The following is a 21353-nucleotide window of genomic DNA, read 5'->3' on the forward strand; positions in this document are numbered from 1 at the left end:
CCGGCCCTCATGCCTGACGCGGCGGCCCGCTCGGTCAGTTGCCGCTGAAGTTGCCCTCGCGTTTTTCCAGCATCGCGTTCAAACCTTCCCTGGCATCTGCACTGGCCAGTAATGCCTGGGCCTGGGCAGGCAGGGCACGGGCAGCCGCCTCCTGGCCCTCGTCGAAGGCCTGGCGGGCGGAGGCGAGCGTGGCCTTGACCGCCAGTGGCGCGCGACTGGCGATACGCTCGGCGAGCGCGATGGCGGCGGGCAGCAGTTCTTCCGGCGCCCAGACTTCCTGAACCAGGCCGAGGCGACAGGCCTCGTGCGCATCGAATTCGTCGCCAGTGAGCAGCCAGCGCATGGCGTTACCCCAACCGGCCACCTGTGGCAGGCGCAGGGTTGCCCCGGCGAAGGGCAGGATGCCTCTGCGCACCTCCATCTGGGCGAAACGCGCATTACTGGCGCACAGGCTGATGTCGGCGGCGAGCATCAATTCGATGCCGATGGTGTAGCAGTAGCCCTGGGCCGCGACCATGAGCGGTTTGCTCAGGCGCGGACCGCCGAAGGTGCCCCAGGGATCGATGGCGCCGCTCGGCAACTGCCAGCCGTTGCGGAAGCGCTCGCTGACATTGGCCAGATCCAGGCCGGCGGTGAAGTGCTCGCCATGGGCGAAGATCAGGGCGCAGCGCAGTTGCGGGTCGCGCTCGTAGTCACCGAGCGCGAGGACCAGTTCGTCGAGCATCGGCTCGTCGAAGGCATTGCGCTTGGCGGCGCGGTTCAGGCCGAGCAGCAACAGGTGGCCGCGGCGTTCACGGGTGATGCGGTTTTCGCTGATCGGGTTCACGCGGATGGCTCCAGGGTCGGCGGGGGCCTGCACGGTATAGCTAAGCGACGGGTGGCTGTGCAAGTTTCGACCGTTCGCCGACCCGCATCGGAAAAGACGCACATGCAGGGGGATTTTCCGGTATGATGCGCGCCGGCCTTTCACGGCCCCGTTCGGGACCCGCATTTTTCGGAGCTGTGTGCTCTGGCTGTGCGTCCGCATCAGCGGACTTTTCCTTGACGTATTCTTCCAACAGCATATTTCGCAAATCCCCGCTTCCAGCTGCCTGGGTGACTTCACTGTCGTACAGGGCATGCGCAGCTTGGCTATTGGGTCTTTGCGGATGTATCAAGAGGCAAAACCCATGACCCAGGAAACCGCCGGCTTCGCCGCGCTCGGTATTCATCCCAATATTCTCGCAGCCATCGCCGCCGTTGGTTACGAAGAGCCGTCGCCGATCCAGGCCCAGTCGATCCCGGTGATCCTCGAAGGCCACGACATGATCGGCCAGGCGCAGACCGGTACCGGCAAGACCGCGGCCTTCGCGCTGCCGCTGCTGTCGAGGATCGACCCCGCCCGCCGTGAGCCCCAGGTACTGATCCTGGTGCCGACTCGCGAGCTGGCCCTGCAGGTGGCCACCGCCTGTGAAACCTATTCCAAGCAACTGCCGGGTGTCGGTGTGGTCGCCGTTTATGGCGGCGCGCCCATGGGCCCGCAGCTCAAGGCCCTGCGCCAGGGCGCCCAGGTGCTGGTAGCCACCCCCGGCCGCCTGTGCGATCACTTGCGCCGCGACGAGAAGCTGCTGACCACGGTCGAGCGCCTGGTTCTCGACGAAGCCGACGAGATGCTCAAGCTGGGCTTCATGGACGACCTCGAAGTGATCTTCGAGGCCATGCCGGCAAGCCGTCAGACCGTGCTCTTCTCCGCGACCCTGCCGGCCTCCATCCGCAGCATCGCCGAACGTCACCTGAAGGAGCCGAAGCACGTCCGCATCGCCGCCAAGACCCAGACCGTGGCGCGTATCGAGCAGGTTCACCTGATGGTCCATGCCGACCAGAAGGCTGCCTCGATCCTGCGTCTGCTGGAAGTCGAGCAATTCGATGCGCTGATCGGCTTCGTGCGCACCAAGCAGGCCACCCTGGACATCGCCGAGCTGCTCGAGCGCCAGGGCTACCGTGCCGCCGCGCTGAACGGTGACATTCCCCAGGCCCAGCGTGAACGCGTGATCGAATCGCTGAAGGACGGCTCGCTGGATATCGTCATCGCCACCGACGTCGCCGCTCGCGGCCTCGACGTGGCGCGTATCACCCACGTGCTGAACATCGACATGCCGTACGACCCCGAGTCCTACGTGCACCGTATCGGCCGTACCGGTCGTGCCGGCCGTGAAGGTCGCGCCCTGCTGCTGGTGACCCCGCGCGAGCGGCGCATGCTGCAAGTGATCGAGCGTGTTACCGGGCAGAAGGTCGGTGAAGTCCGCCTGCCGGATGCCGAGACCGTCCTCGAAGCCCGCCTGAGCCGCCTGGCCAACAGCCTGCAGCCGCTGCTGGAAACCGCCGTTGCCAGCCGTGGCGTGGTGCGTGACGAGCTGTGCCGCCGCCTGGGTACCGATATGGAAACCCTGGCCGCCGCGCTGCTGGCCAAGCTGACCGAAGGCAAGGCGCTGGACCTGGAGTCGGTGCGCCGTGAACAGCCGCTGACGCCGGCTGCGCCGCGTGAGCGCAGTGAACGCTTCGAGCGTGGCGAGCGCCCCGAGCGTGGTGAACGTAGCGAGCGTCCGGAGCGTTCCGGCGAACGCCGTCCGATGGCCGCGCCGGCCGAGGGCAAGGCGCGTTGCCGCACCGCCCTGGGCGCACGCGATGGCGTGGCGGCGAAGAACCTGCTCGGCGCCATCCTCAACGAGGGTGGTCTGTCCCGCGAGGCCATCGGCCGTATCCAGATCCGCGAAACCTTCAGCCTCATCGAGCTGCCGGAAGACGGGCTGGAGCGCCTGCTGACCAAGCTCAAGGACACCCGCGTCGCCGGCAAGGCCCTGCGCCTGCGCCGTTACCGCGAAGACTGAGCGCTTCTCGCGTGAATGAAAAAGCCCCGCCGATGCGGGGCTTTTTCTTGGGGCTGGGGTTCTCAGCCGAAGCGGTAGATATCCATGCCCAGCGCGCCCAGGGTGAAGCCGCTGTGCTCGATGTTCAGTTGCGGACCTCCGGCGCCATGGGCGAAGTACAGCGGCAGCAGATGCTCATCGCGGGGGTGGTTGCGCACCGCCGACGGTGCCTGCCGGCGGTAGTCGAGCAAGGCCTGGTCGTCATTGGCGACGAGTTTTTCCACCATCCAGTCGCGGAAGGCCTTGGCCCAGGGCGCGATCACCTCGGGGCCGGCGTGCCAGTCCAGCTCGCCCAGGTTGTGGGTGATGCTGCCGGAGCCGATCAGTAGATAGCCTTCGACGCGCAACTGACGCAGTGCCTTGCCGACGCGCTCCTGCATGGCCGGGCCGAGACGGCTCGGTAGCGAAAGCTGCACCACCGGAATGTCCGCCGCCGGGTACATCAGGCTCAACGGCACCCAGGCGCCGTGGTCGAGCGGCCGTTCGGCGTCGAGGCTGGCCGGCAACTGGTCGGCGGCCAGCAGCTCCACCACGCGCTGCGCCAGTTCGGGGGAGCCGGGGGCCGGGTATTGCACGGCGTAGAGTTCGGGGGGGAAGCCGTAAAAGTCGTGCCAGGTGTCCGGGCGAGGGCTGCTGGTCACCCGCAGGTCTGGGGTTTCCCAGTGCGCGGACACCACCAGGATTGCCTTGGGGCGCGGCAGTTCGGCGGCCAGGCGCTTGAGGGGAGCTTCGCTGGCGCCCGGTTCAAGGGCCAGCATGGGGGAGCCGTGGGAAATGAACAGGGTAGGGAGCATGGCTGCCTCTCTCGTTGGATGACGCTATGTTCACGCTGGAATCAATCGAAATCCAGTATGGGTTTTCGACCATGACGATCTGCTTCATCGATGCCTTTCACGCCTGGGGAGGCGCTCTCCGGCTTCAGGGGGGGGCGGCGGTTTTCTGGCCGAGGCCGATTTCCCTCGTTGCCGGGCCTGAGCGTGCCGCGGCCTCTTTCCACCTGGCCTCGCCGTCGGAGGGGCGATGCGCTCACGCTGTGGAACAGATCTCTGTGCGCCCGGCTGGCGTGTGTTTATGTCTGCTCACCGTATTCCCTTTGTGGCGTCACGATTTCGAGGATTGCATCGATGCGGGATATTCAGCAGGTAGTCAGTCTCCGGGTGGGGGATCGCCTTCAGTTGGCCGATGGCACCCTGTTGTTCGTGCGCCACATCAAGGGTCGGCAGGTCGGTCTGGGCATCTGCGCTGTGGGCGAGCATGCGCCGCGCCGCTCCTGGTTGCGCTGGTTGGCATGGGCATGCTCCGCGCTGTTGCGCGGTCGCTAGCCCAGGGGGCCGGGCATGGGCGATCATGTGGCTTGCCGGCGGGACAGACCCGCCTCCATGCGGGCCCTTCGCCCGCCTGCCACAGGGATCAATCGCCATGCATGAAGACTTCTGGCAAGCGCGCTGGTCGCGCAATGAAATCGGTTTCCACCTCGCCGACGTCAATCCGTACTTGAGCCGCCACTGGCCGTCGCTGCAACTGCCGCAGGGCGCGCGCGTGCTGGTGCCCTTGTGCGGCAAGTCGCTGGATCTGCTCTGGCTGGCGCAGCAGGGCTATCGGGTGCTGGGTGTGGAGTTGGCCGAGCGCGCGGTGCAGGACTTCTTCGCCGGGCTGGGGTGTGAGCCCGAGGTGGAGCAGCAGGGTGCCTTGCGCCGTTACCGGCATGCCAATGTGGAGATTCTGCAGGGCGACTTCTTCGCCCTTGGCGCTGCCGATGTCGGCGACTGCCAGGCGCTCTATGACCGCGCGGCGCTGATCGCTCTGCCGCCGGCCATGCGCCAGGATTACGCGCGGCATCTGTCGGCCATCCTGCCGCCGCACCTGCTCGGGCTGTTGATCACGATGGAGTATCCCCAGGAGCAGATGGATGGTCCGCCCTTCGCGGTGCTGTCGGAGGAGGTGCGCGAGCGCTTCGCTGGCTGGCAGGTGGAGGAGGTCGAGCGGACCGATGTTCTGGGGGTGAACTGGAAGTTCCTCGATCGCGGCGTAAGCCGGCTCGAAGAGGTGGTCTATCGCCTGCGCCGCGGCTAGCGGCGCATCGATGGCATGCAAAAAGGGCGACCCGAGGGTCGCCCTTTTGCCGTTCCGGGTGCTGTGTTCAGCGTGCGTTGCGCAGGGCTTCGATGCGCTCTTCCAGCGGCGGGTGGCTCATCAGCAGGCCTGCGAGGCCGTGCTTGAGGCCGCCGTTGATGCCGAACGCGGTCAGGCTGTCGGGCATCTGCACCGGCACCCCGGATTCGGCGCGCAGGCGTTGCAGCGCAGCGATCATGGCGTTGCTCCCGGCCAGGTGAGCGCCGGCGGCGTCGGCGCGGAACTCGCGGCGGCGCGAGAACCACATGACGATGATGCTGGCGAGGATGCCCAGGACCAGTTCAGCGAAAATGGTCGCGATGTAATAGCCGATGCCCGGACCCTCTTCGTTCTTCAGCAGCACCTTGTCGACGAAGTTGCCGAAGATGCGCGCGAAGAACATCACGAAGGTGTTCACCACGCCCTGGATCAGCGCCAGGGTGACCATGTCGCCATTGGCCACGTGGCCGATCTCGTGGGCCAGCACCGCTTTCACCTCGTCCGGCGAGAAGCGTTCGAGCAGGCCCTGGCTGACGGCGACGAGGGCGTCGTTCTTGTTCCAGCCGGTGGCGAAGGCGTTGGCCTCGTAGGCCGGGAAGATACCGACCTCGGGCATGCGGATGCCGGCTTCGCGGGACAGTTCCTCGACGGTCTGCAGCAGCCATTGCTCGTGGCGGGTACGGGGTTGGTTGATGATCTCGGTGCCGGTGCTCATCTTCGCCATCCACTTGGAGATGAACAGCGAAACCAGCGAGCCGGCGAAGCCGAAGACGGCGCAGAAGACCAGCAGGCTGCCGTAGTTCTGGCCGGTGAAGCGGTCTACCCCGAGAAGTTTCAGGGTGATGCTGGCGATCACCAGAACTGCCAGGTTGGTGGCCAGGAACAACAGGATGCGCATCATGGCGTAAAGCTTCTCCTCACGGCTGAGAGTGGGAAGTCCGCGCTGGGCGGCGGCTTCCGAATTCGTCGGACAGGATTGCCCGGGGACGATGACAAAGTATGCGGGGTATATACGGTCGACCCCCAGTCGATTCAACTCGGCGACTATTTCAAACTATGTCTCTTGGCGCTAAGTCTCTTGGCGCCCCGGCCCGCTTTCGAAGAGTAGACGGGTCAGGCGGGCGACGCGCTCGCCATGTCGTTCGGCGAGGGCCGCGCGCAGTTGGTGGGCGAGGCTGGCCTGCTGGCGGCGAACGCTGGGTGGTAGCGCCGGATCGTCGTGCAGGGCGTGGGGAACGCCGCGGCTCAGGCGCAGGAAGCCTTTCTCGCTGAGCACCGCCTGGTCCAGCGCCTCGTAACGGATGCTGCTGTCGTAGCGCAGGTAGCCTTCCTCGGCCAGCCACAGCAGCGCACCCAGGCAGGCCTGGTGGCGCGCACTGGGCAAACCGAATTCGTCGGGTTCCTCGCGGCCGATCAGGTCCTCGATGTAGAGGGCGATCTTGCGCGGGAACGCCTGGTAGAGCATGAGCAACCCGGCGGCGGCGTCCTTGTAGAAGTCGTCGATCTGCAGGTCCATGAATGTCTCCGCCACCGGGCCGCCGTTACTGGCGATAGGTCTTGAGGAAGTTGCCGATGCGGCCGATGGCCTGCTCCAGGTCGTCGACGCGGGGCAGGGTGACCACGCGGAAGTGGTCCGGCCAGGGCCAGTTGAAGGCGGTGCCCTGAACGATCAACAGTTTCTCGGAGAGCAGCAGGTCGAGGACGAACTTTTCGTCGTTGTGGATCGGGCAGACCTTCGGGTCGATGCGCGGGAAGGCGTAGAGCGCGCCCATCGGCTTGACGCAACTGACCCCGGGGATGTCGTTGAGCAGTTCCCAGGCGCGGTTGCGCTGCTCCAGCAGGCGGCCGCCGGGCAGGACCAGGTCGTTGATGCTCTGGTAGCCGCCGAGTGCGGTCTGGATCGCGTGCTGGCTGGGGACGTTGGCGCACAGGCGCATGTTGGCCAGGATATCCAGGCCCTCGATGTAGCTCTGGGCCTTGTGCTTGGGCCCGGAAATGGCGATCCAGCCGGAGCGGAAGCCGGCCACGCGGTAGGACTTGGACAGACCGTTGAAGGTCAGGCAGAGCACGTCCGGGGCCAGCGAGGCAGTGGAGATGTGCTGGGCTTCGTCGTAGAGGATCTTGTCGTAGATCTCGTCGGAGAACACCACCAGGTTGTGCTGGCGGGCCAGCTCGACGATATCCAGCAGGACTTCCTTCGAATACACCGCGCCGGTGGGGTTGTTCGGGTTGATCAGCACAAGGGCCTTGGTGTTGCTGGTGATCTTCGCCTTCATGTCGGCGATGTCGGGGAACCAGCCGGCCTGCTCGTCGCACAGGTAGTGCACCGGCTTGCCGCCGGCCAGCGACACCGAGGCGGTCCACAGCGGGTAGTCGGGCGCCGGGATGAGCACCTCGTCACCGTTGTTGAGCAGTGCCTGCAGGGCCATGACGATCAGTTCGGAGACACCGTTGCCCAGGTAGATGTCCTCGATGCCGACACCTTCCACCTGCTTTTGCTGGTAGTACTGCATGACCGCCTTGCGGGCGCTGAACAGGCCTTTGGAGTCGCTGTAGCCTTGTGCGGTGGGCAGGTTGCGGATGACGTCCTGGAGGATTTCGTCCGGGGCTTCGAAACCGAACGGCGCCGGGTTGCCGATGTTCAGCTTGAGGATGCGATGGCCTTCCTCTTCCAGGCGTTTGGCGTGCTTGAGCACGGGCCCGCGGATGTCGTAGCAGACGTTGGCGAGCTTGTTCGATTTGCTGACCTGCATGGTATGGGGTTCCCGAAGTGGACGAACCCGCGTTCAGCGGCCGTGGCGGCGGGCGCTCGGCTTGGCAGGCTGTAACGCGGGTGACAGACTGGCGTCAATTGACGGGGTACGGAAAGTCGCGCTTCCTGGCGGTGGAACTGAAAAAACGCCTGGAAAACGGAGATATGAACGAAAAAATGCCCATTAAAAGGCATTTTTATCGCTAAAGGCTCCTTGCGCGGCAGATTCTGAATCCGCCGTTAACGACACGCATCATACGTGCGGCCCGATCCCCGGAAAAGGGACTGGCCGGGCTTTTTTCCGTTTGCGAGGTACAGCATGGACAAGATTGAGAAGCCCCTTGAAACCTGGCGCGAAGAGCTGACCGACGAGCAGTTCCACATCTGCCGCCTGGGTGCCACCGAACATGCCTTCACCGGCGAGTACTACGCGACCAAGACGCCGGGTCTCTATCACTGCGTTTGCTGCGGCACGGCGCTCTTCGATTCGGACGCCAAGTACGACTCCGGCAGTGGCTGGCCGAGCTATTTCCAGCCGGTGTCGGACCAGGCGATCGCCGAGTACGAGGATCTCAGCCACGGCATGCGGCGCATCGAGGTGCGCTGCGCCAACTGCGAGGCGCACCTGGGGCACGTTTTCCCGGATGGCCCGCGACCGACGGGGCTGCGTTACTGCATCAATTCGGCGGCGCTGAAGCTGGTGCCGCGCGACTGAAGCAGGGCCCGCTAGGTTAGCGGGCCTTTTTTGCGAGATATAAATTGTGTGCAATTCAATTGCTCGCTATTTTTAGTGCTCATCTTTCCCACTGGAGCATTTGTCATGAGCGACGCACTGCTGAAGATTCCCTGCACGACCATCAAGGGCGAGCAGAAGACCCTCGCCGATTTCGGCGGTAAGGCCCTGCTGGTGGTGAACACCGCCAGCAAGTGTGGTTTCACCCCGCAGTACAAGGGGCTGGAAGCGCTGTGGCAGCAGTACAAGGACAAGGGCCTGGTGGTGCTCGGCTTCCCCTGCAACCAGTTCGGCAAGCAGGAGCCGGGCAACGAGGGCGAGATCTCGCAGTTCTGTGAGCTGAACTTCGGCGTCAGCTTCCCGCTGTTCAAGAAGATCGAGGTCAACGGTGCCGACGCCCACCCGCTGTATGTGCAACTGAAGAAGCGCGCGCCGGGTGTGCTCGGCAGCCAGGGCATCAAGTGGAACTTCACCAAGTTCCTCATTGGCAAGGATGGCAAGGTAGTCAAGCGCTTCGCTCCGCTGACCAAGCCGGAGGACCTGGCGAGCGAGATCGAAGCGCTGCTCAAATGAGTGCGCAGGATCTGGAACAGGCGCTGCTGCTGGACAATCAGCTGTGCTTCCGCCTGTATGCCGCGTCGCGGGCGATCATCCGCGGTTATCGGCCGATGCTCGAGGCGCTCGGCCTGACCTACCCGCAGTACCTGGTCATGCTGGTGCTCTGGGAGTGGCAGGCCAGGCCGCCGGAGCAGCCGTCGGTGAAGGCCCTGGGGGAGCGCCTGCTGCTCGATTCCGGGACCTTGACGCCACTGCTCAAGCGCCTGGAGCAACTGGGGCTGGTACAGCGCCAGCGCGCCCAGCGCGATGAGCGCGAGGTGCACCTGACCTTGAGTGCCGCGGGGCTGGCCCTGCGCGACCAGGTGCTGCCGTTGCGCGAAGAGCTGCTCTGTCGCAGCGGGCTCGACCTGAATGCCATGGGCGAGCTGCGCACTCGTCTGGACGACCTGCTCGGGCAGTTGTTGGCGCTCGAGGGCTGAGCGGCGTTCTCCGGCGGCGCGGCCTCGGGCGCCTTATGCGCCGTTCCCGTTCCCGTTCCCGTTGGCTTGGCTCCAGCGCTCCAGCACGGCGGCCATTTCATCCCGATGGAAGGGTTTGGCCAGGTAGTCGTCCATGCCGGCCAGACGGCAGCGTTCGCGCTCTTCGGGCAGGGCGTTGGCGGTCAGGGCGATGATCGGCAGACCTGCCCAGCGCGGGTTCTCGCGGATGCGCCGGGTGGCCTCGTAGCCGTCCATCAGCGGCATGTTGCAGTCCATCAGCACCAGCTCGAATGCCTCTTGTTGCAGCGCCGCCAGGGCTTCTTCGCCGTTGGCTACGCTGCGCACCTGGCAACCGAGCTTCTGCAACAGGCCTTTGGCGACCAGTTGGTTGACCGGGTTGTCCTCCACCAGCAGCACCCGCGTCGAGTAGTGCTCCGGCTGTTCGCTGTGCGCGGCCCCCGGCGCCGGGTTGGCTTGTCGCGTAAGGGCCTGGCGCAGCGCCTGGTGCAGGGTGGCGCGACCCAGCGGGCGGGCCAGTTGGCGCAGCGGAGCGAGGCGCTTGGCCATGTCGGCTTCGAGGAAGCTGCCGTAGGCAGTGACCAGCAATACCGGGATATCCGGCAGGTGTCGGCGCAGGCCGACGAGGCAGTCCGGGCAGTCCGAGATCAGGCTGTCCAGTTCGACGCCGGCGAGGCTGGCGTCGATATCCAGCCGCCGGTAGTCCAGCCCCCAGTGCGGCAGCCAGGATTGCAGCAATTCGGCGAGTCCGCTGCTGGCCGGACATTGTGCGATGACCCGGCCGCGCAGGGGCTCCACCGGGGCCGCCGGCGCCAGCGACGGCAGCGGCAACAGGGCGCTGAATTCGCTGCCCAGGCCGGGCTTCGAGCTGACCGTCAACTTGCCGTTCATGGCTTCGCAGAGCTTGCGCGTCAAGGCCAGGCCCAGGCCGGTGCCGCCGAACTGGCGGGTAATCCCGGCATCGGCCTGGGTGAAGGGCTGGAAGATGCGCTGCAAGGCGTCTTCGGCGATGCCGATGCCGGTGTCGCGGACGCTGATGCACACGCCGTCGGCCTGCGCCTCGACGCGCACATCGACCCGTCCCAGGCGGGTGAACTTGAGTGCGTTGGACAGCAGGTTGCTGACGATCTGGCGCACCCGCGTCGGATCGCCGGCCAGCTGCGCGGGAAGCTGCGGGCTGATCAGGCAGGTCAGCTCCACCGCCGGCGCGGCGTTCTGCGAGAGCAGGTTGGCGGTGTCCTCGACCAGGGTGGCGAGGTCGAAGGGAATCGTCTCCAGCTGCAGTTGGCCGGACTCGAACTTGGACAGGTCGAGCACGTCGTTGAGCAGCTCCACCAGTACCTTGCCGGAGTCATGGGCGATGGACAGTTGCTGGCGTTGCTCGGGGTTGAGCGGACCGTCGAGGGCCAGGCCGAGCATGCCGAGCAGGCCATTGAGCGGGGTGCGTATTTCGTGGCTCATGTTGGCGAGGAAGGTGGCGCGGGCCTGGGCCATGTTCAGCGCGGTCTGGCGGGCGCTGTCCAGTTCCTGGTTCGACAGGGTCAGGCGGGCGTTGGCCGCCTTCAGCTCGGCGGTGCGCGCCGCCACTATGTTTTCCAGTTCGGCGAGGTACTGGGTGAGGCGATCCTCGGCTTCGCGGCGTTGCTCCATTTCCACCGAGATATGGCTCAGTTGGCGGTTGGTCACTTCCACCAGCACGCCGATCTCATCGCGTTCGTGACCGGGCGGGCAGGGCAGGCGCAGGCGCGTCGGCGAGCGCGGGTCGTGGCGGCTGAGCACATCGATCAGGCTCACCAGCGGCTTGGTCAGCAGGCCATAGAAGAGCACCAGGAGAATCAGCGACAACAACAGGCTGCGGATGAAGCCGGAGATCAGGGTCATTCCGGCGCGGCGCAGGAAGTCGTTGCCGAACACGAAGGTGTCGATGTCCAGGCGCAGTACGCCGAGGGACTCGCTGGGCTGGTGCTCGATGTACAGCGGTTCCTCGTAGACGCGCATATGGCCGAAGAGGAAGTCGCTGAGCCCGCGCAGGCTGCTGTCGGCGGCGGGGCGGCTGGCTCCGGCCAGGGTCACGTTGGCGCTATCGATGATCTCGGCGCGAATCACCGCCGGCGAGCGCAGCAGGCCGACCACCAGTTCCTGGGCCAGTTCGGCATCGATGTTGTAGGCGATGCGCGCCGCCGGGTTGTGGCTGACATCCAGCAGCGCGCGCACTTCGCGGTTGATGGAGGCGTCCTGGCTGGCATAATCGACGCCCACCTGGATCAGGCTGAGCAAGGTGCCGAGGATGAATGCCACCAGCACCGTGAGGCTGGCCTGCTTGAACGAGAGGCGATGGGTGAGCGCAATATCCATGAGGTGCGGTACTTCGCCTCGAAAGTGCTTTCCTGGCGCCTAGCATAGCCCAACCCCGCCGCCTGTCGGCAGTGCTCCGGCGCTGCCGATGGCGTGGCGGCCGAGAGGCTGTCGACATTTCGCTGAATAATTCCAACGGAGACTGTCGTGGATTCCCGACTGAATGATTTCCTGGCCCGCGCGGAGAGCGTGCTGGCGCGGCTGGAGCCGCTGTTGCCGGCGCTGCGCGCGCCCATCGATTGGCAGGCCTGCCTGGCCGCCCGTTGGCACCGTGACGGCCGCAGTGGCTACCTGCAGCCGCTCGAGGTCAGTCTGGAGCTGCGCCTGGATGACCTGCTGGGCGTCGACAAGCAACGCGACCAGCTGGCGCGCAACACCCGCCAGTTCGTCGCTGGCCAGCCGGCCAACCATGCGTTGTTGTGGGGTGCCCGGGGCACCGGCAAATCCTCGCTGGTGCGCGCGTTGCTCGCCGAACTGGCCGGCGACGGCCTGCGCCTGATCGAGATCGAGCGCGACCACCTGGCCGACCTGCCGCGGGTGGTCGAGCACCTGCAGGGGCAGCCGCAACGCTTCGTGCTGTTCTGCGATGACCTGTCCTTCGACGCCGGCGAGGGCGATTACCGGGTCCTCAAGAGCGTGCTCGACGGCTCCCTGGAGCAGGCTCCGGACAATGTCCTGCTGTATGCCACGTCGAACCGCCGCCACCTGGTCTCGGAGAAGCAGAGCGACAACGAGAACTGGCAGATGGTCGATGGCGAGCTGCATCCCAACGAAGCGGTGGAAGACAAGATCGCCCTGTCCGACCGCTTCGGTCTCTGGCTGTCCTTCTATCCCTTCACCCAGGAGCACTTCCTCAGCGTGGTGCGGCATTGGGTCGATGTCCTGGCGGCCAAGTCCGGGCTGGCGTTCCACTGGGACGAGGCGCTGGAGAAGGAAGCCATCCGCTGGGCCCTGGGCCGCGGCAACCGCAACGGCCGTTGTGCCTATCAATTCGCGCGCTACTGGGTGGGCCGCCAACTGCTCGAAGGAGAAACCCCATGATCGATCTGCCACACAGCGGCGCCGGCCTGGCCGGTTACGAACTGCTGGCGGCCCAGGTGGAATCGCTGTTCGCCGATGAGCGCGACTTCATCGCCAATGCCGCGCAGTTCTCCGCTTTTCTCTTCCATGAGCTGGGCGACCTGAACTGGGCCGGCTTCTACCTGAACCGCAATGAGGAACTGCTGCTCGGGCCGTTCCAGGGCAAGGTCGCCTGTGTGCGCATTCCCTTCAGCAAGGGCGTCTGCGGCGCCGCCGCGCGCACGCGGGAAACCCAGCGCGTCGAAGACGTGCATGCCTTCCCCGGACACATCGCCTGCGACAGTGCGTCCAACAGCGAGTTGGTAGTGCCCTTGGTCAAGGATGGCCGGCTGATCGGCGTGCTCGACCTGGACAGCCCGAGCATCGGCCGCTTCAGCATCGAGGATCAGCGCGGCATCGAGCGTCTGGCGAGCATTTTCCTGCGCCTGACCGACTGCTGAGATCCGCGGCATGAAAAAGCCCCGCCAAGGCGGGGCTTTTTCATGCCGGCGTGTCGTCGTCAGGCCGAGAGGCGCGCGCGGATCTTGCCGACCATGGCGCGTTCGCCGTTGAGGACTTCCTGCAGGGCAGGGCGCTGCAGCACTCGCTGGAAGTGCGCGGCCAGCCTGGGCCAGCGCTGCGCATCGAGGTTCTCGCCGCCGTGCTGCATATTCACCAACTGGCTGGCGATGGCGATGTCGGCCAGGCTGAAACGGTTGTCGACGAAGAACTCGTGCTCGCCCAGGCAGCCTTCCAGGTAATCGAAATGCTGTGGCAGTTTCTCCAGCAGCGCGTCCTGTACCGCCGCTTCGTCGCAGGGCTTGCCCAGCATTGGCCTGAGCAGGCGGTTGCGGAACACGGTGAAGGTGGCCAGCGGGGCGACCTCGTAGTCGGCGTACTTCTCCAGCCAGTTGATGCGCGCGCGGGCCACGGCGCTTTCGCCGCACAGCGGCGCCAGGTCGGGATCGCGATCCTCCAGGTAGTGGCAGATGACACTGGAATCGGCCAGGCTGACGTCGCCGTCACGCAGCGCCGGGATGCGCCGTAGCGGATTGAGGTCGGCGTACCACTCCGGTTGATCGAAGGGGTTGATGTTCTCCAACTGATAAGGCACGCCTTTTTCCGCGAGGAACAGCCGGACTTTGCGGACGAAGGGCGAGAGTGGCGCGCCGTAGACGATCAAACTCATGCTGATGCTCCTTGGGTGACGCTGGCCGCCAGGGCAGCCTGGCGGTCAGTCGTCGTAGAGGTTCTTCTTTTTCCAGATGTCGTCCTGCTCCAGCGCCTTGAGGCCATCGGTCAACTCGCTGTTTTCTTCGACGGCTGGCTTGCTGTTCTCCAGCACCAGGTCATTGGCACGGCTCAATTGCTGTTCCATCTGTTGCAGTTGTGCCTGGTAGCGCCCGAGGTCGGCCTGCTTCTGCAGATATTGCACGCCGCGCTCGAAGGCCAGCCGGGCCTGCCGTGGCTGGCCCTGCTGCAAGGCCTGTTGGCCGAGGTTGTTGAAGAACTCGATGTGCAGTTGCGTGAGCATGTGGCGGATTTCTTTCAGCCAGCGTTGTGCGTCATTGCGTGGCAACTGGCCTTCCTGGGCGAAACGGCCGATCTGGGTGTGCAGCGCTTCGAAGAGGAAGCGCACGTCCTTGGCCTTGGCTTCGGTGAGGATGATCTGCGCGGCGTTGCGTACCTGTATGGCATCGCCCTGGCCTACCAGTCGGCGCAGCTCCGCCGCGCGCTCGGCGATCTGCGGCTCTTGCTTGTTGAGGTTCAGCAAGCGTTCGCTCAGGTTGAGTTCGAAGCGGCTGAGCAGCAGTTTCAGTTCCGGAGACATGAACTGGCCGGGCAGCGTCTCGGCGATTTCCGAGCAGCGCCGGATGCGATCCAGCAAGTCGGCCCGCTGCCGGGCTTTCTCCAGTTTGCGACCTTCCATCTGCTGGTTGATGAAGACAATGGCGATCAGGATGGCGATGCCGACGACGACCACGGCGGTTATGACGAGTGGCGACACCTTTGAGAGCTCCCGGAAGGTTTTTTCCGGAGTGTAATGACTTGCTGTCAGTGCTCATAGCCGCGGATCAAAAATTGGCCAGAAGTCTTTGATTTAAAAAATTTTTTCCATGAGGGTTGACGCCTTTCGAAAGGCTCCATAGAATGCGCGCCACTTCGACGCGAAAGCCAAACGGCAAAGCGAAGAAGCCGGAAAAGCTGTTGTAAGTTCCGGGCCGCGTCCCCTTCGTCTAGTGGCCTAGGACACCGCCCTTTCACGGCGGTAACAGGGGTTCGAGTCCCCTAGGGGACGCCATTGCGGGAATAGCTCAGTTGGTAGAGCACGACCTTGCCAAGGTCGGGGTCGCGAGTTCGAGTCTCGTTTCCCGCTCCAAATTCTCGATTATCGCCACGGCGGTAAGCGAATGCGGTAATGGCGTTAACCTCAGGCCATGAGCCTGAGGGTGCAACAAGTTGATGCGGGAATAGCTCAGTTGGTAGAGCACGACCTTGCCAAGGTCGGGGTCGCGAGTTCGAGTCTCGTTTCCCGCTCCAATCCGGATCGATACGCTTGCGAGCAAGTGTGACGATCAAGAAAAAGGGTGCCTTAGGGCACCCTTTTTCGTTTGCGCGTTTTTCTTCCTGACCTCATGGCTCCGATCGGCGGTTTTGCCTCGCGCAGGCGGAACGCTGGGCGATGGCGCTCCGACTTTCCTTTTCCAGGGCACGCCGCAGGCTTGGCATATTCGGTTGCGCCACATCGTCGATGCGCCAGCCGGCACGGGTTTTCGCCAGGCTCAGGCGTGTCGTGCGGCGCCACCCCTGGTTGATGAAGGTGACGCTGACGGAGGCGCGCTTCTCGCCGTTCATGCTGATGCTGAGCTGCTCGACGCTCAAGTCATGCTGCCGGCAGGCGCACAGCGGATCGGTGTCCAGCAGCCCGGCGGCCCCGTTGAGCGCCTTGGCGTTGCCTTCGATCACCGCGCGCAAATCCGCGGTGATCAGGGTGTCGGCGCGGGGATCGTTCAGGCGCACCGGCTTGCCCTTGGCTTGATAGTTCAGATAGAGCGCCCGCACGAAGCGTTCGATGTCGTTGCTTGGCTCGGCCGCGGGCACAGGCGCCGGCAGTGCGCTGGAGCCGAGCAGACAGAGCAACAGCAGCGCCTTGAGTCGGCGCGGCGCTGGATTGCGCGGCAACCCGGGGCGCTCGCCTGTCGATGGTCGGCTGGAAGGAGGGGGCTTCTGGCGTGGCATGTTGATTCTCATCTGCTCGAAAGGCGGCGTGCAGGGTGGCAAGAGCCGAAGTGAGCGGGAATCAGACACGGCCCAAAGGCCGGTGAGACGCTTCGGGGTGTTCGCAGCGAGCGAATTGACGCAGCCGCGTCGCGACCTGTTCAGAGAGAGGGAAATAATGAATGGGTTATTTCTGAATATGCCGGGTTTTCTTCCGGGCTGAGTATTCGGGAGTGTCTTGCGAAAGTGCCCTTTCATTGCCTCTTTATAAAGGCTGCAAGATTATTCGATATTGATTTCGGATTGTCCCTATTTGCGCGCGGTGGCTGATTTGCTCAGATATCGCCTTCTGCGCGTGTTCGTATCGAAAGCCCCGTCATGCAAGGTTTGCAGCTTGGTCGAAGGCTTTCGGATCGCTCTGGTTCGCGGCGAGTAAGTGTTATTTCAGCTCGTCATTATCGGTTCGTGAACACGCCATCCATATTCTGGATAGTGGAATCATGCATAACGAATTCATCGGGAAAATTGTCGCTGAAGTTTCCGGAAAGTGTGCGCTCAATGATGAAAAGACAATAAGGCTGCTCGGTATATTGAGTGGCCTGATCTTTGGTGGCGGACGCGGCGGACTTGCCGGTTTCATGCAACTGCTGCAGGCGCGCGGTCTCTCGGCGGTGGCGCGCAACTGGCTCGCTGCCGGCGAGGCCCCCGCGCTCGCCGCCGCGCAGGTGGAGCAGGTGTTCGATCGTCAGTTGCTCGACAGCATCGGCGAGTCGGTCGGGCTGGCCCATGGGCCGGTGCGCATGGCGATCGGCGTGTCCTTGCCGACGCTCTTCGCCGCCCTCGGCGCGGCGGGGGAGCGGGGCGGGCCGACAGCGCCCCAGGCGTTGCCCTCGCCGATGGCCGATGCGTCCAGTTATCTCGCCGAATGGAAACGGGGGGACGCCGCTGGCCGGACGTCGATTCGCGTAGGCCGATGGGGCGAAGCGTTCACCTGCATCGGCCGTTGGCGGGGCTTGCTGGTGCTGGGATTGGGACTGTTGTCCGCCACCCTGCTGCTCAAGCAATGCCAGCACCCAGGCGTCACGCCGCCGCTGGCCGACTCGCCGAGCCAGTCGGCGGTGGTCGAGGAGCCACCGCGTTTCACCCTGGAGAACCGTGGCCAGCGAACCTATATCAGCGGACAGTTGCTCAGCATCGATGAGCGGGCCAAGCTGGTGGGCGCCTTGAAGGACAGCTTCGGTGCGGAGAATCTGCGCGGCGATGTCATGGTCAAGCGCAATACCGCTCCGGCGTTGTGGCTGGATCGTCTGGTGCTGGTGTTGCCGCAATTGAAGTTCGACGGCCTGAAGCTCGGCTTCAACGGCGAGCGTATCCGCGTCGACGCCAGCACCCTGTCGGACCAGCAGCGCATCGAGCTGGCGCAGCGGTTGCGCGGAACCTTCGGCCGATTCGAGTTCCTCGACTTGTGGAGCCGCGCGCAGGCGGCCTTCGCTGAACTCAAGGTAGCGCCGCTCAGTGGCGGAGGGTTGGTGGCGCGCTGAGCGCTGACTGCCACGCCGTGGCGCGCCGCAGCGGCAGGCCGCGGTGCCCTGGATCAGTGCTTGGGCGTGTCGTCCGGCAGCGCCAGGAGCTGCTTTTCGGTGGTCCAGTCGAACGGCTCGCCATTTTCCTCGGCGCTGTGCCGGCGCTCGTCGAGCTGCTGGTACAGCTCGATTTCCTCGTCGGGCATGAAGTGCAGGCAGTCGCCACCGAAGAACCACAGCAGGTCGCGCGGCACCAGGTGGGCGATCTGCGGGTAGCGGTGGAACGTCTGGCTGATCAGGTCCTGACCCAGGTACTGCGCGCCGACCGGGTCGCGCGGTAGCTCATCGAGCAGTTCGTCGAAGCGTTCGAGGAACAGGCCGTGGTTTTCCTCCGGGACCTGCTCGGCTTCGCCCAGGGCGCCAAGGATCATGCGCAGGTGCTTGAGCAGGGCGATGTGGTGGTCGAGGTAGGAGATGGCCATGTGGGGTCCTCTGCGGATACGGCTGAAACGGCGGCGGAGTATATCGGGTTTCGCCGTGGCTGCCGGGGTTTGCCGTTCAACGGATGGGCTGCGACTGCAACTGCCGGCGCCGGTTGTCGTTGATCTGCCGCTGCTGATCGAGCTGTTGCTGCTGCTGTTGCAGGCGGAACTGCTGCAGGTCGTTGCGCTGCTGCTGCAGTGTCTGGTCCTGCAGGCGCTGCTGCTGGCGCTGGCGATCGAGGTTCTGCTGCTGGTTCTTGAGTTGCTGCTGTTTCATCTGCAGGCGCTGGTCTTCGTATTGGTAGTGCTGGTCCTGCTGTTGCAGGCGGCGCTGCTCGGCCTGGCGTTCGAGGCTGTCGATCTGCCGCTGCTGTGGGTCGATGGTCAGGTCCGGCGCCGGCTGCGGGCGGCTCGGATACAGCCAGGGGTCGGCGCGCAGGGCAGGGCTGCCGAGCAGCAGACCGGCGAGAAGCAGGGGGGCGATACGCATGGCGGCGCTCTCCGATTCACAGGATTCTTCCAGTGTGCGCCGGATATCGGTCGACGGCATGCGCGGGAGCATGCTTTGCGCCGAAACGGCAAGGGCGCCGTACCACCCCCTTGCCGTGATTCGCCGGACGTCAATCGCGAACCTGCCCGCGCAGCGCTTCCTTGGCGAAGTCGTCGACATCGATCACCCGGCGCCGCGCGGCTTCGGCGGCGTGCAGGCGCTCCGCCTGAGCCACGTCGAACACGCCCGCGGCCCGCGCCGCGTCGATCGGCGACTGGCCGGCGGCCGGTCGCACCTCGCCGTTCTTGAGGGCCTGCTGCAGTTGCTGGTGCAGCGGCGCTGTCTCGCGCAACTGCGTGTAGGCGCGCTCCAGGTCGGCGATCGGGTCCTGTTCGCCGTGGGGCAGGAAGGTGCCGTAGAGAATCGCCTGCAATGACGGGTCGTCCAGCGGGCGGCCGAGGATGCCGGCGATCTCGGCGTCCAGCGCATCGCTGGGGCCCTTGTGGCGCCGGCCTAGGGGGAACACCAGGGGTTTCAGCAGACAGCCGATGAGGCGGTTGGGGAAATTCTCCAGCAGTCCGGCGAGGGCTTCCTCGGCTTTCGCCAGGTTTTCTTCCATGGCCCAGCGCAGCAGCGGTTGCAGGTATTCGGCATGGTTGAGGTCGTGGTAGCGCTTGAGCGCCGCCGAGCCCAGGTAGAGGTGGCTGAGGGCGTCACCGAGGCGCGCGGAAAGGCGCTCGCGGCGTTTCAGTTCGCCGCCGAGCAGCATCATGCTGACGTCGGTGAGCAGGGCGAAGCTCGCTGCCAGCCGGTTCAGCCCACGGTAGTAGGGGCGCGCGACGCGGTCGCCGGGCACTGTGTCGAAGCTGCCCAGGCCGAGCCCGAGCAGCAGGCTGCTGGCGGCGTTGCCGACGGCGAAGCCGATGTGGTCGAGCAGCAGGCGGTCGAACTCGCGGAGCGCCTGCGCCTTGTCCTCGCGCCGGGCCAGGGCCATTTCCGCGAGCACGTAGGGATGGCAGCGGATGGCGCCCTGGCCGAAGATCATCAGGTTGCGCGAGAGGATGTTGGCGCCTTCCACGGTGATGAAGATGGGCGCGTTCTGCCAGGCGCGGCCGAGGTAGTTGCGTGGACCGAGGATGATGCCCTTGCCGCCGTGGATGTCCATGGCGTGGGTGATGCACTCGCGGCCGCGTTCGGTCAGGTGGTACTTGAGGATCGCCGAGAGCACCGAGGGTTTCTCGCCGAGGTCCACCGCGTGGGCGGTGAGGATGCGCGCACTGTCCATCATCCAGGCGTTGCCGCCGATGCGCGCCAGGGCCGCCTGAATCCCCTCGAAGGCAGCGATGGGCAGGTTGAACTGCTCGCGGATCTGCGCATAGCGGCCGCTGCTGTAGCCGCACGCCTTGGCCGCGCTGGTGCCGACCGCCGGCAGGGAGATCGAGCGGCCCACCGACAGGCAATTCATCAGCATCATCCAGCCTTTGCCGATCATTTCCTGGCCGCCGATGATGCAGTCCAGCGGCACGAAGACGTCCTTGCCGGCATTCGGTCCGTTCATGAAGGCCGCGCCCAGCGGCAGGTGGCGCCGGCCGATCTCGACGCCGGGGGTGTCGGTGGGAATCAGCGCCAGGGTGATGCCGAGGTTCTCCCGCTCGCCGAGCAGGTGCTCCGGGTCGTGGCACTTGAAGGCCAGGCCGAGCAGGGTGGCCACCGGGCCGAGGGTGATGTAGCGCTTCTCCCAGGTCAGGCGCAGGCCGATGACTTCCTCGCCGCGCCAGAGTCCCTTGCAGACGATGCCGATGTCGCTCATGCCGCTGGCGTCGGAGCCGGCCTGCGGGCTGGTCAGGGCGAAGCAGGGAATATCCTCGCCGCGCGCCAGGCTCGGCAGGTAGCGCTGGCGCTGTGCGTCGGTGCCGTAGTGCAGCAGCAGTTCGGCCGGGCCGAGGGAGTTGGGCACCATCACGGTGGAGGCCAGGTCGCCGCTGCGGCTGGCCAGCTTCATCACCACCTGGGAGTGGGCGAAGGCGGAGAAGCCCTTGCCGCCGTATTGCTGGGGAATGATCAGGCCGAAGAAGCCCTGCGCCTTGATGAAGGCCCAGACCTCGGCCGGCAGGTCCATGCGCTGGGCGATGTCCCAGTCATTGACCATGGCGCAGAGCTGTTCGGTGGGGCCGTCGATGAACGCCTGTTCCTCCTCGCTGAGCTGCGGCGCCGGGTAGCCGAGCAGTTTGCTCCAGTCCGGACGGCCGCTGAACAGCTCGCCGTCCCACCACACGGTGCCGGCTTCGATGGCTTCGCGTTCGGTGTCGGACATCGGCGGCAGGGCTTTCTCGAACCAGGCGAACAGCGGCGCGCTGAACCACCGGCGGCGAAGCTCCGGCAGCAGCAGGACGGCGCTCAGCGCCAGCCAGGGCAGCCAGAGGACGAGCATCCAGCCGTGGGCATGGCTGAACAGGCCCATGAAGATCAGATAGACGGCGATCATGCCCAGCGCCGGCGCCGGGGCGCTGCGCCGGTGGGCCAGCCAGGCGCAGCCGAGGATGAGTACGAGCAACCAGAGCCAGGTCATGGGCTTTCCTCCTTGGGGAATCACGGGCGATCCCTTCAGCGTAGCCGGGCCGCCCGTGACGGGATGGCGGCATGCCCGGCGAGCTTGTCCGGATCGCC

22 protein-coding genes and 3 tRNA genes are annotated in these 21353 nt (G+C 65.3%); 12 read left to right on the forward strand and 13 right to left on the reverse strand.

The genetic code is table 11. The annotated features are described in order from the left end of the window. Positions 1 to 34: 34 nt before the first annotated feature. Positions 35 to 826 (reverse strand): crotonase/enoyl-CoA hydratase family protein, encoded by a 792-nt coding sequence (locus BLQ74_RS03345; protein ID WP_244507133.1) that lies wholly within the window; start codon positions 824 to 826, stop codon positions 35 to 37. A 343-nt stretch (positions 827 to 1169) separates the two neighbouring features. Here BLQ74_RS03345 and BLQ74_RS03350 point away from each other — a divergent pair, with 343 nt between their 5' ends. Then, positions 1170 to 2867 (forward strand): DEAD/DEAH box helicase, encoded by a 1698-nt coding sequence (locus BLQ74_RS03350; protein WP_090260828.1) that lies wholly within the window; start codon positions 1170 to 1172, stop codon positions 2865 to 2867. A 62-nt stretch (positions 2868 to 2929) separates the two neighbouring features. Here the strand turns inward: BLQ74_RS03350 and BLQ74_RS03355 are convergent, their stop codons facing one another. After that, positions 2930 to 3700 carry a DODA-type extradiol aromatic ring-opening family dioxygenase gene (locus BLQ74_RS03355; protein WP_090260830.1) on the reverse strand — a complete coding sequence of 257 codons (771 nt, stop codon included), beginning with the start codon at positions 3698 to 3700 and terminating at the stop codon, positions 2930 to 2932. Positions 3701 to 3985: 285 nt separating this feature from the next. After that, positions 3986 to 4162: a hypothetical protein gene (locus BLQ74_RS27390; protein ID WP_170842754.1), complete on the reverse strand. Its 177-nt coding sequence runs from the start codon at positions 4160 to 4162 to the stop codon at positions 3986 to 3988. A 163-nt stretch (positions 4163 to 4325) separates the two neighbouring features. Between BLQ74_RS27390 and BLQ74_RS03365 the strand changes: the two genes are divergently transcribed. Beyond that, positions 4326 to 4979 carry a thiopurine S-methyltransferase gene (locus tag BLQ74_RS03365; protein ID WP_090260834.1) on the forward strand — a complete coding sequence of 218 codons (654 nt, stop codon included), beginning with the start codon at positions 4326 to 4328 and terminating at the stop codon, positions 4977 to 4979. Between the two features lie 67 nt (positions 4980 to 5046). Here BLQ74_RS03365 and htpX read toward each other — a convergent pair whose 3' ends face one another. The 3 genes from htpX to BLQ74_RS03380 form a co-directional block, all read right to left on the reverse strand. After that, positions 5047 to 5919 (reverse strand): protease HtpX, encoded by an 873-nt coding sequence (gene htpX / locus BLQ74_RS03370; RefSeq protein WP_090260836.1) that lies wholly within the window; start codon positions 5917 to 5919, stop codon positions 5047 to 5049. A gap of 168 nt (positions 5920 to 6087) precedes the next feature. Further along, positions 6088 to 6534, reverse strand: a complete 447-nt coding sequence (locus BLQ74_RS03375; protein ID WP_090260838.1) for a hypothetical protein — start codon at positions 6532 to 6534, stop codon at positions 6088 to 6090. A gap of 25 nt (positions 6535 to 6559) precedes the next feature. Further along, positions 6560 to 7771: a pyridoxal phosphate-dependent aminotransferase gene (locus tag BLQ74_RS03380; RefSeq protein ID WP_090260840.1), complete on the reverse strand. Its 1212-nt coding sequence runs from the start codon at positions 7769 to 7771 to the stop codon at positions 6560 to 6562. 17 nt (positions 7772 to 7788) lie between these two features. On the opposite strand from BLQ74_RS03380, the gene BLQ74_RS26915 reads away from it, so the two are divergent. From BLQ74_RS26915 to BLQ74_RS03395, 4 genes are all read left to right on the forward strand, one after another. Next, positions 7789 to 7977 carry a hypothetical protein gene (locus BLQ74_RS26915; RefSeq protein WP_139199021.1) on the forward strand — a complete coding sequence of 63 codons (189 nt, stop codon included), beginning with the start codon at positions 7789 to 7791 and terminating at the stop codon, positions 7975 to 7977. Positions 7978 to 8089: 112 nt separating this feature from the next. Continuing rightward, a complete protein-coding gene (gene msrB / locus BLQ74_RS03385) occupies positions 8090 to 8485 on the forward strand; it encodes a peptide-methionine (R)-S-oxide reductase MsrB (RefSeq protein ID WP_090260842.1) in 396 nt (131 codons plus the stop codon). A gap of 105 nt (positions 8486 to 8590) precedes the next feature. Next, positions 8591 to 9076, forward strand: a complete 486-nt coding sequence (locus tag BLQ74_RS03390) for a glutathione peroxidase (RefSeq protein WP_090260845.1) — start codon at positions 8591 to 8593, stop codon at positions 9074 to 9076. Beyond that, complete coding sequence (locus tag BLQ74_RS03395; RefSeq protein ID WP_090260847.1) at positions 9073 to 9540, forward strand: MarR family winged helix-turn-helix transcriptional regulator; 468 nt, start codon at positions 9073 to 9075, stop codon at positions 9538 to 9540. Before BLQ74_RS03390 ends, BLQ74_RS03395 begins: the two co-directional genes overlap by 4 nt. Positions 9541 to 9573: 33 nt before the next feature. On the opposite strand, the gene BLQ74_RS03400 is transcribed toward BLQ74_RS03395, so the two are convergent. Further along, positions 9574 to 11913: a hybrid sensor histidine kinase/response regulator gene (locus BLQ74_RS03400; RefSeq protein WP_090260850.1), complete on the reverse strand. Its 2340-nt coding sequence runs from the start codon at positions 11911 to 11913 to the stop codon at positions 9574 to 9576. Between the two features lie 147 nt (positions 11914 to 12060). On the opposite strand from BLQ74_RS03400, the gene BLQ74_RS03405 reads away from it, so the two are divergent. After that, positions 12061 to 12954, forward strand: coding sequence for an ATP-binding protein (locus tag BLQ74_RS03405; protein WP_090260852.1), 894 nt, complete (start codon positions 12061 to 12063; stop codon positions 12952 to 12954). Then, positions 12951 to 13433, forward strand: a complete 483-nt coding sequence (locus BLQ74_RS03410) for a GAF domain-containing protein (RefSeq protein WP_090260854.1) — start codon at positions 12951 to 12953, stop codon at positions 13431 to 13433. Before BLQ74_RS03405 ends, BLQ74_RS03410 begins: the two co-directional genes overlap by 4 nt. A 59-nt stretch (positions 13434 to 13492) precedes the next feature. On the opposite strand, the gene BLQ74_RS03415 is transcribed toward BLQ74_RS03410, so the two are convergent. Both BLQ74_RS03415 and BLQ74_RS03420 read right to left on the reverse strand, forming a co-directional pair. Beyond that, positions 13493 to 14161: a glutathione S-transferase family protein gene (locus tag BLQ74_RS03415; RefSeq protein WP_090260856.1), complete on the reverse strand. Its 669-nt coding sequence runs from the start codon at positions 14159 to 14161 to the stop codon at positions 13493 to 13495. 45 nt (positions 14162 to 14206) lie between these two features. After that, positions 14207 to 14980: a hypothetical protein gene (locus BLQ74_RS03420; protein ID WP_090260858.1), complete on the reverse strand. Its 774-nt coding sequence runs from the start codon at positions 14978 to 14980 to the stop codon at positions 14207 to 14209. 218 nt (positions 14981 to 15198) lie between these two features. On the opposite strand from BLQ74_RS03420, the gene BLQ74_RS03425 reads away from it, so the two are divergent. The 3 genes from BLQ74_RS03425 to BLQ74_RS03435 all read left to right on the forward strand — a co-directional run bounded on the left by BLQ74_RS03425 (position 15199) and on the right by BLQ74_RS03435 (position 15513). Beyond that, positions 15199 to 15274, forward strand: a tRNA-Glu gene (locus BLQ74_RS03425). 2 nt (positions 15275 to 15276) lie between these two features. Further along, positions 15277 to 15352 (forward strand) — tRNA-Gly (locus tag BLQ74_RS03430). Positions 15353 to 15437: 85 nt separating this feature from the next. Continuing rightward, positions 15438 to 15513, forward strand: a tRNA-Gly gene (locus BLQ74_RS03435). A gap of 93 nt (positions 15514 to 15606) precedes the next feature. Here the strand turns inward: BLQ74_RS03435 and BLQ74_RS03440 are convergent. Then, positions 15607 to 16449, reverse strand: a complete 843-nt coding sequence (locus tag BLQ74_RS03440; protein WP_139199022.1) for a DUF3828 domain-containing protein — start codon at positions 16447 to 16449, stop codon at positions 15607 to 15609. Positions 16450 to 16691: 242 nt separating this feature from the next. Between BLQ74_RS03440 and BLQ74_RS03450 the strand changes: the two genes are divergently transcribed. Beyond that, positions 16692 to 17732, forward strand: coding sequence for a YidB family protein (locus BLQ74_RS03450; RefSeq protein ID WP_280139809.1), 1041 nt, complete (start codon positions 16692 to 16694; stop codon positions 17730 to 17732). Between the two features lie 53 nt (positions 17733 to 17785). Here BLQ74_RS03450 and BLQ74_RS03455 read toward each other — a convergent pair whose 3' ends face one another. From BLQ74_RS03455 to BLQ74_RS03465, 3 genes are all read right to left on the reverse strand, one after another. Further along, positions 17786 to 18196 carry a PA2817 family protein gene (locus BLQ74_RS03455; protein WP_090260866.1) on the reverse strand — a complete coding sequence of 137 codons (411 nt, stop codon included), beginning with the start codon at positions 18194 to 18196 and terminating at the stop codon, positions 17786 to 17788. A 76-nt stretch (positions 18197 to 18272) separates the two neighbouring features. Next, complete coding sequence (locus BLQ74_RS03460) at positions 18273 to 18686, reverse strand: PA2816 family glutamine-rich protein (RefSeq protein WP_090261175.1); 414 nt, start codon at positions 18684 to 18686, stop codon at positions 18273 to 18275. A gap of 130 nt (positions 18687 to 18816) precedes the next feature. Then, a complete protein-coding gene (locus tag BLQ74_RS03465) occupies positions 18817 to 21255 on the reverse strand; it encodes an acyl-CoA dehydrogenase (RefSeq protein WP_090260868.1) in 2439 nt (812 codons plus the stop codon). Positions 21256 to 21353 lie beyond the last annotated feature (98 nt).

This window comes from Pseudomonas panipatensis (assembly GCF_900099785.1).
In the GTDB taxonomy this organism is placed as follows: domain Bacteria; phylum Pseudomonadota; class Gammaproteobacteria; order Pseudomonadales; family Pseudomonadaceae; genus Pseudomonas; species Pseudomonas panipatensis.

Coding starts and splice junctions, on each gene's coding strand:
- BLQ74_RS03350 (WP_090260828.1), top strand. CDS start 1,170: ATGACCCAGGAAACCGCCGGCTTCGCCGCGCTCGGTATTCATCCCAAT.
- BLQ74_RS03355 (WP_090260830.1), bottom strand. CDS start 3,700: ATGCTCCCTACCCTGTTCATTTCCCACGGCTCCCCCATGCTGGCCCTT.
- BLQ74_RS27390 (WP_170842754.1), bottom strand. CDS start 4,162: ATGCTCGCCCACAGCGCAGATGCCCAGACCGACCTGCCGACCCTTGAT.
- BLQ74_RS03365 (WP_090260834.1), top strand. CDS start 4,326: ATGCATGAAGACTTCTGGCAAGCGCGCTGGTCGCGCAATGAAATCGGT.
- htpX (WP_090260836.1), bottom strand. CDS start 5,919: ATGATGCGCATCCTGTTGTTCCTGGCCACCAACCTGGCAGTTCTGGTG.
- BLQ74_RS03375 (WP_090260838.1), bottom strand. CDS start 6,534: ATGGACCTGCAGATCGACGACTTCTACAAGGACGCCGCCGCCGGGTTG.
- BLQ74_RS03380 (WP_090260840.1), bottom strand. CDS start 7,771: ATGCAGGTCAGCAAATCGAACAAGCTCGCCAACGTCTGCTACGACATC.
- msrB (WP_090260842.1), top strand. CDS start 8,090: ATGGACAAGATTGAGAAGCCCCTTGAAACCTGGCGCGAAGAGCTGACC.
- BLQ74_RS03390 (WP_090260845.1), top strand. CDS start 8,591: ATGAGCGACGCACTGCTGAAGATTCCCTGCACGACCATCAAGGGCGAG.
- BLQ74_RS03395 (WP_090260847.1), top strand. CDS start 9,073: ATGAGTGCGCAGGATCTGGAACAGGCGCTGCTGCTGGACAATCAGCTG.
- BLQ74_RS03400 (WP_090260850.1), bottom strand. CDS start 11,913: ATGGATATTGCGCTCACCCATCGCCTCTCGTTCAAGCAGGCCAGCCTC.
- BLQ74_RS03410 (WP_090260854.1), top strand. CDS start 12,951: ATGATCGATCTGCCACACAGCGGCGCCGGCCTGGCCGGTTACGAACTG.
- BLQ74_RS03415 (WP_090260856.1), bottom strand. CDS start 14,161: ATGAGTTTGATCGTCTACGGCGCGCCACTCTCGCCCTTCGTCCGCAAA.
- BLQ74_RS03440 (WP_139199022.1), bottom strand. CDS start 16,449: ATGAAAGGGCACTTTCGCAAGACACTCCCGAATACTCAGCCCGGAAGA.
- BLQ74_RS03450 (WP_280139809.1), top strand. CDS start 16,692: ATGCATAACGAATTCATCGGGAAAATTGTCGCTGAAGTTTCCGGAAAG.
- BLQ74_RS03455 (WP_090260866.1), bottom strand. CDS start 18,196: ATGGCCATCTCCTACCTCGACCACCACATCGCCCTGCTCAAGCACCTG.
- BLQ74_RS03460 (WP_090261175.1), bottom strand. CDS start 18,686: ATGCGTATCGCCCCCCTGCTTCTCGCCGGTCTGCTGCTCGGCAGCCCT.
- BLQ74_RS03465 (WP_090260868.1), bottom strand. CDS start 21,255: ATGACCTGGCTCTGGTTGCTCGTACTCATCCTCGGCTGCGCCTGGCTG.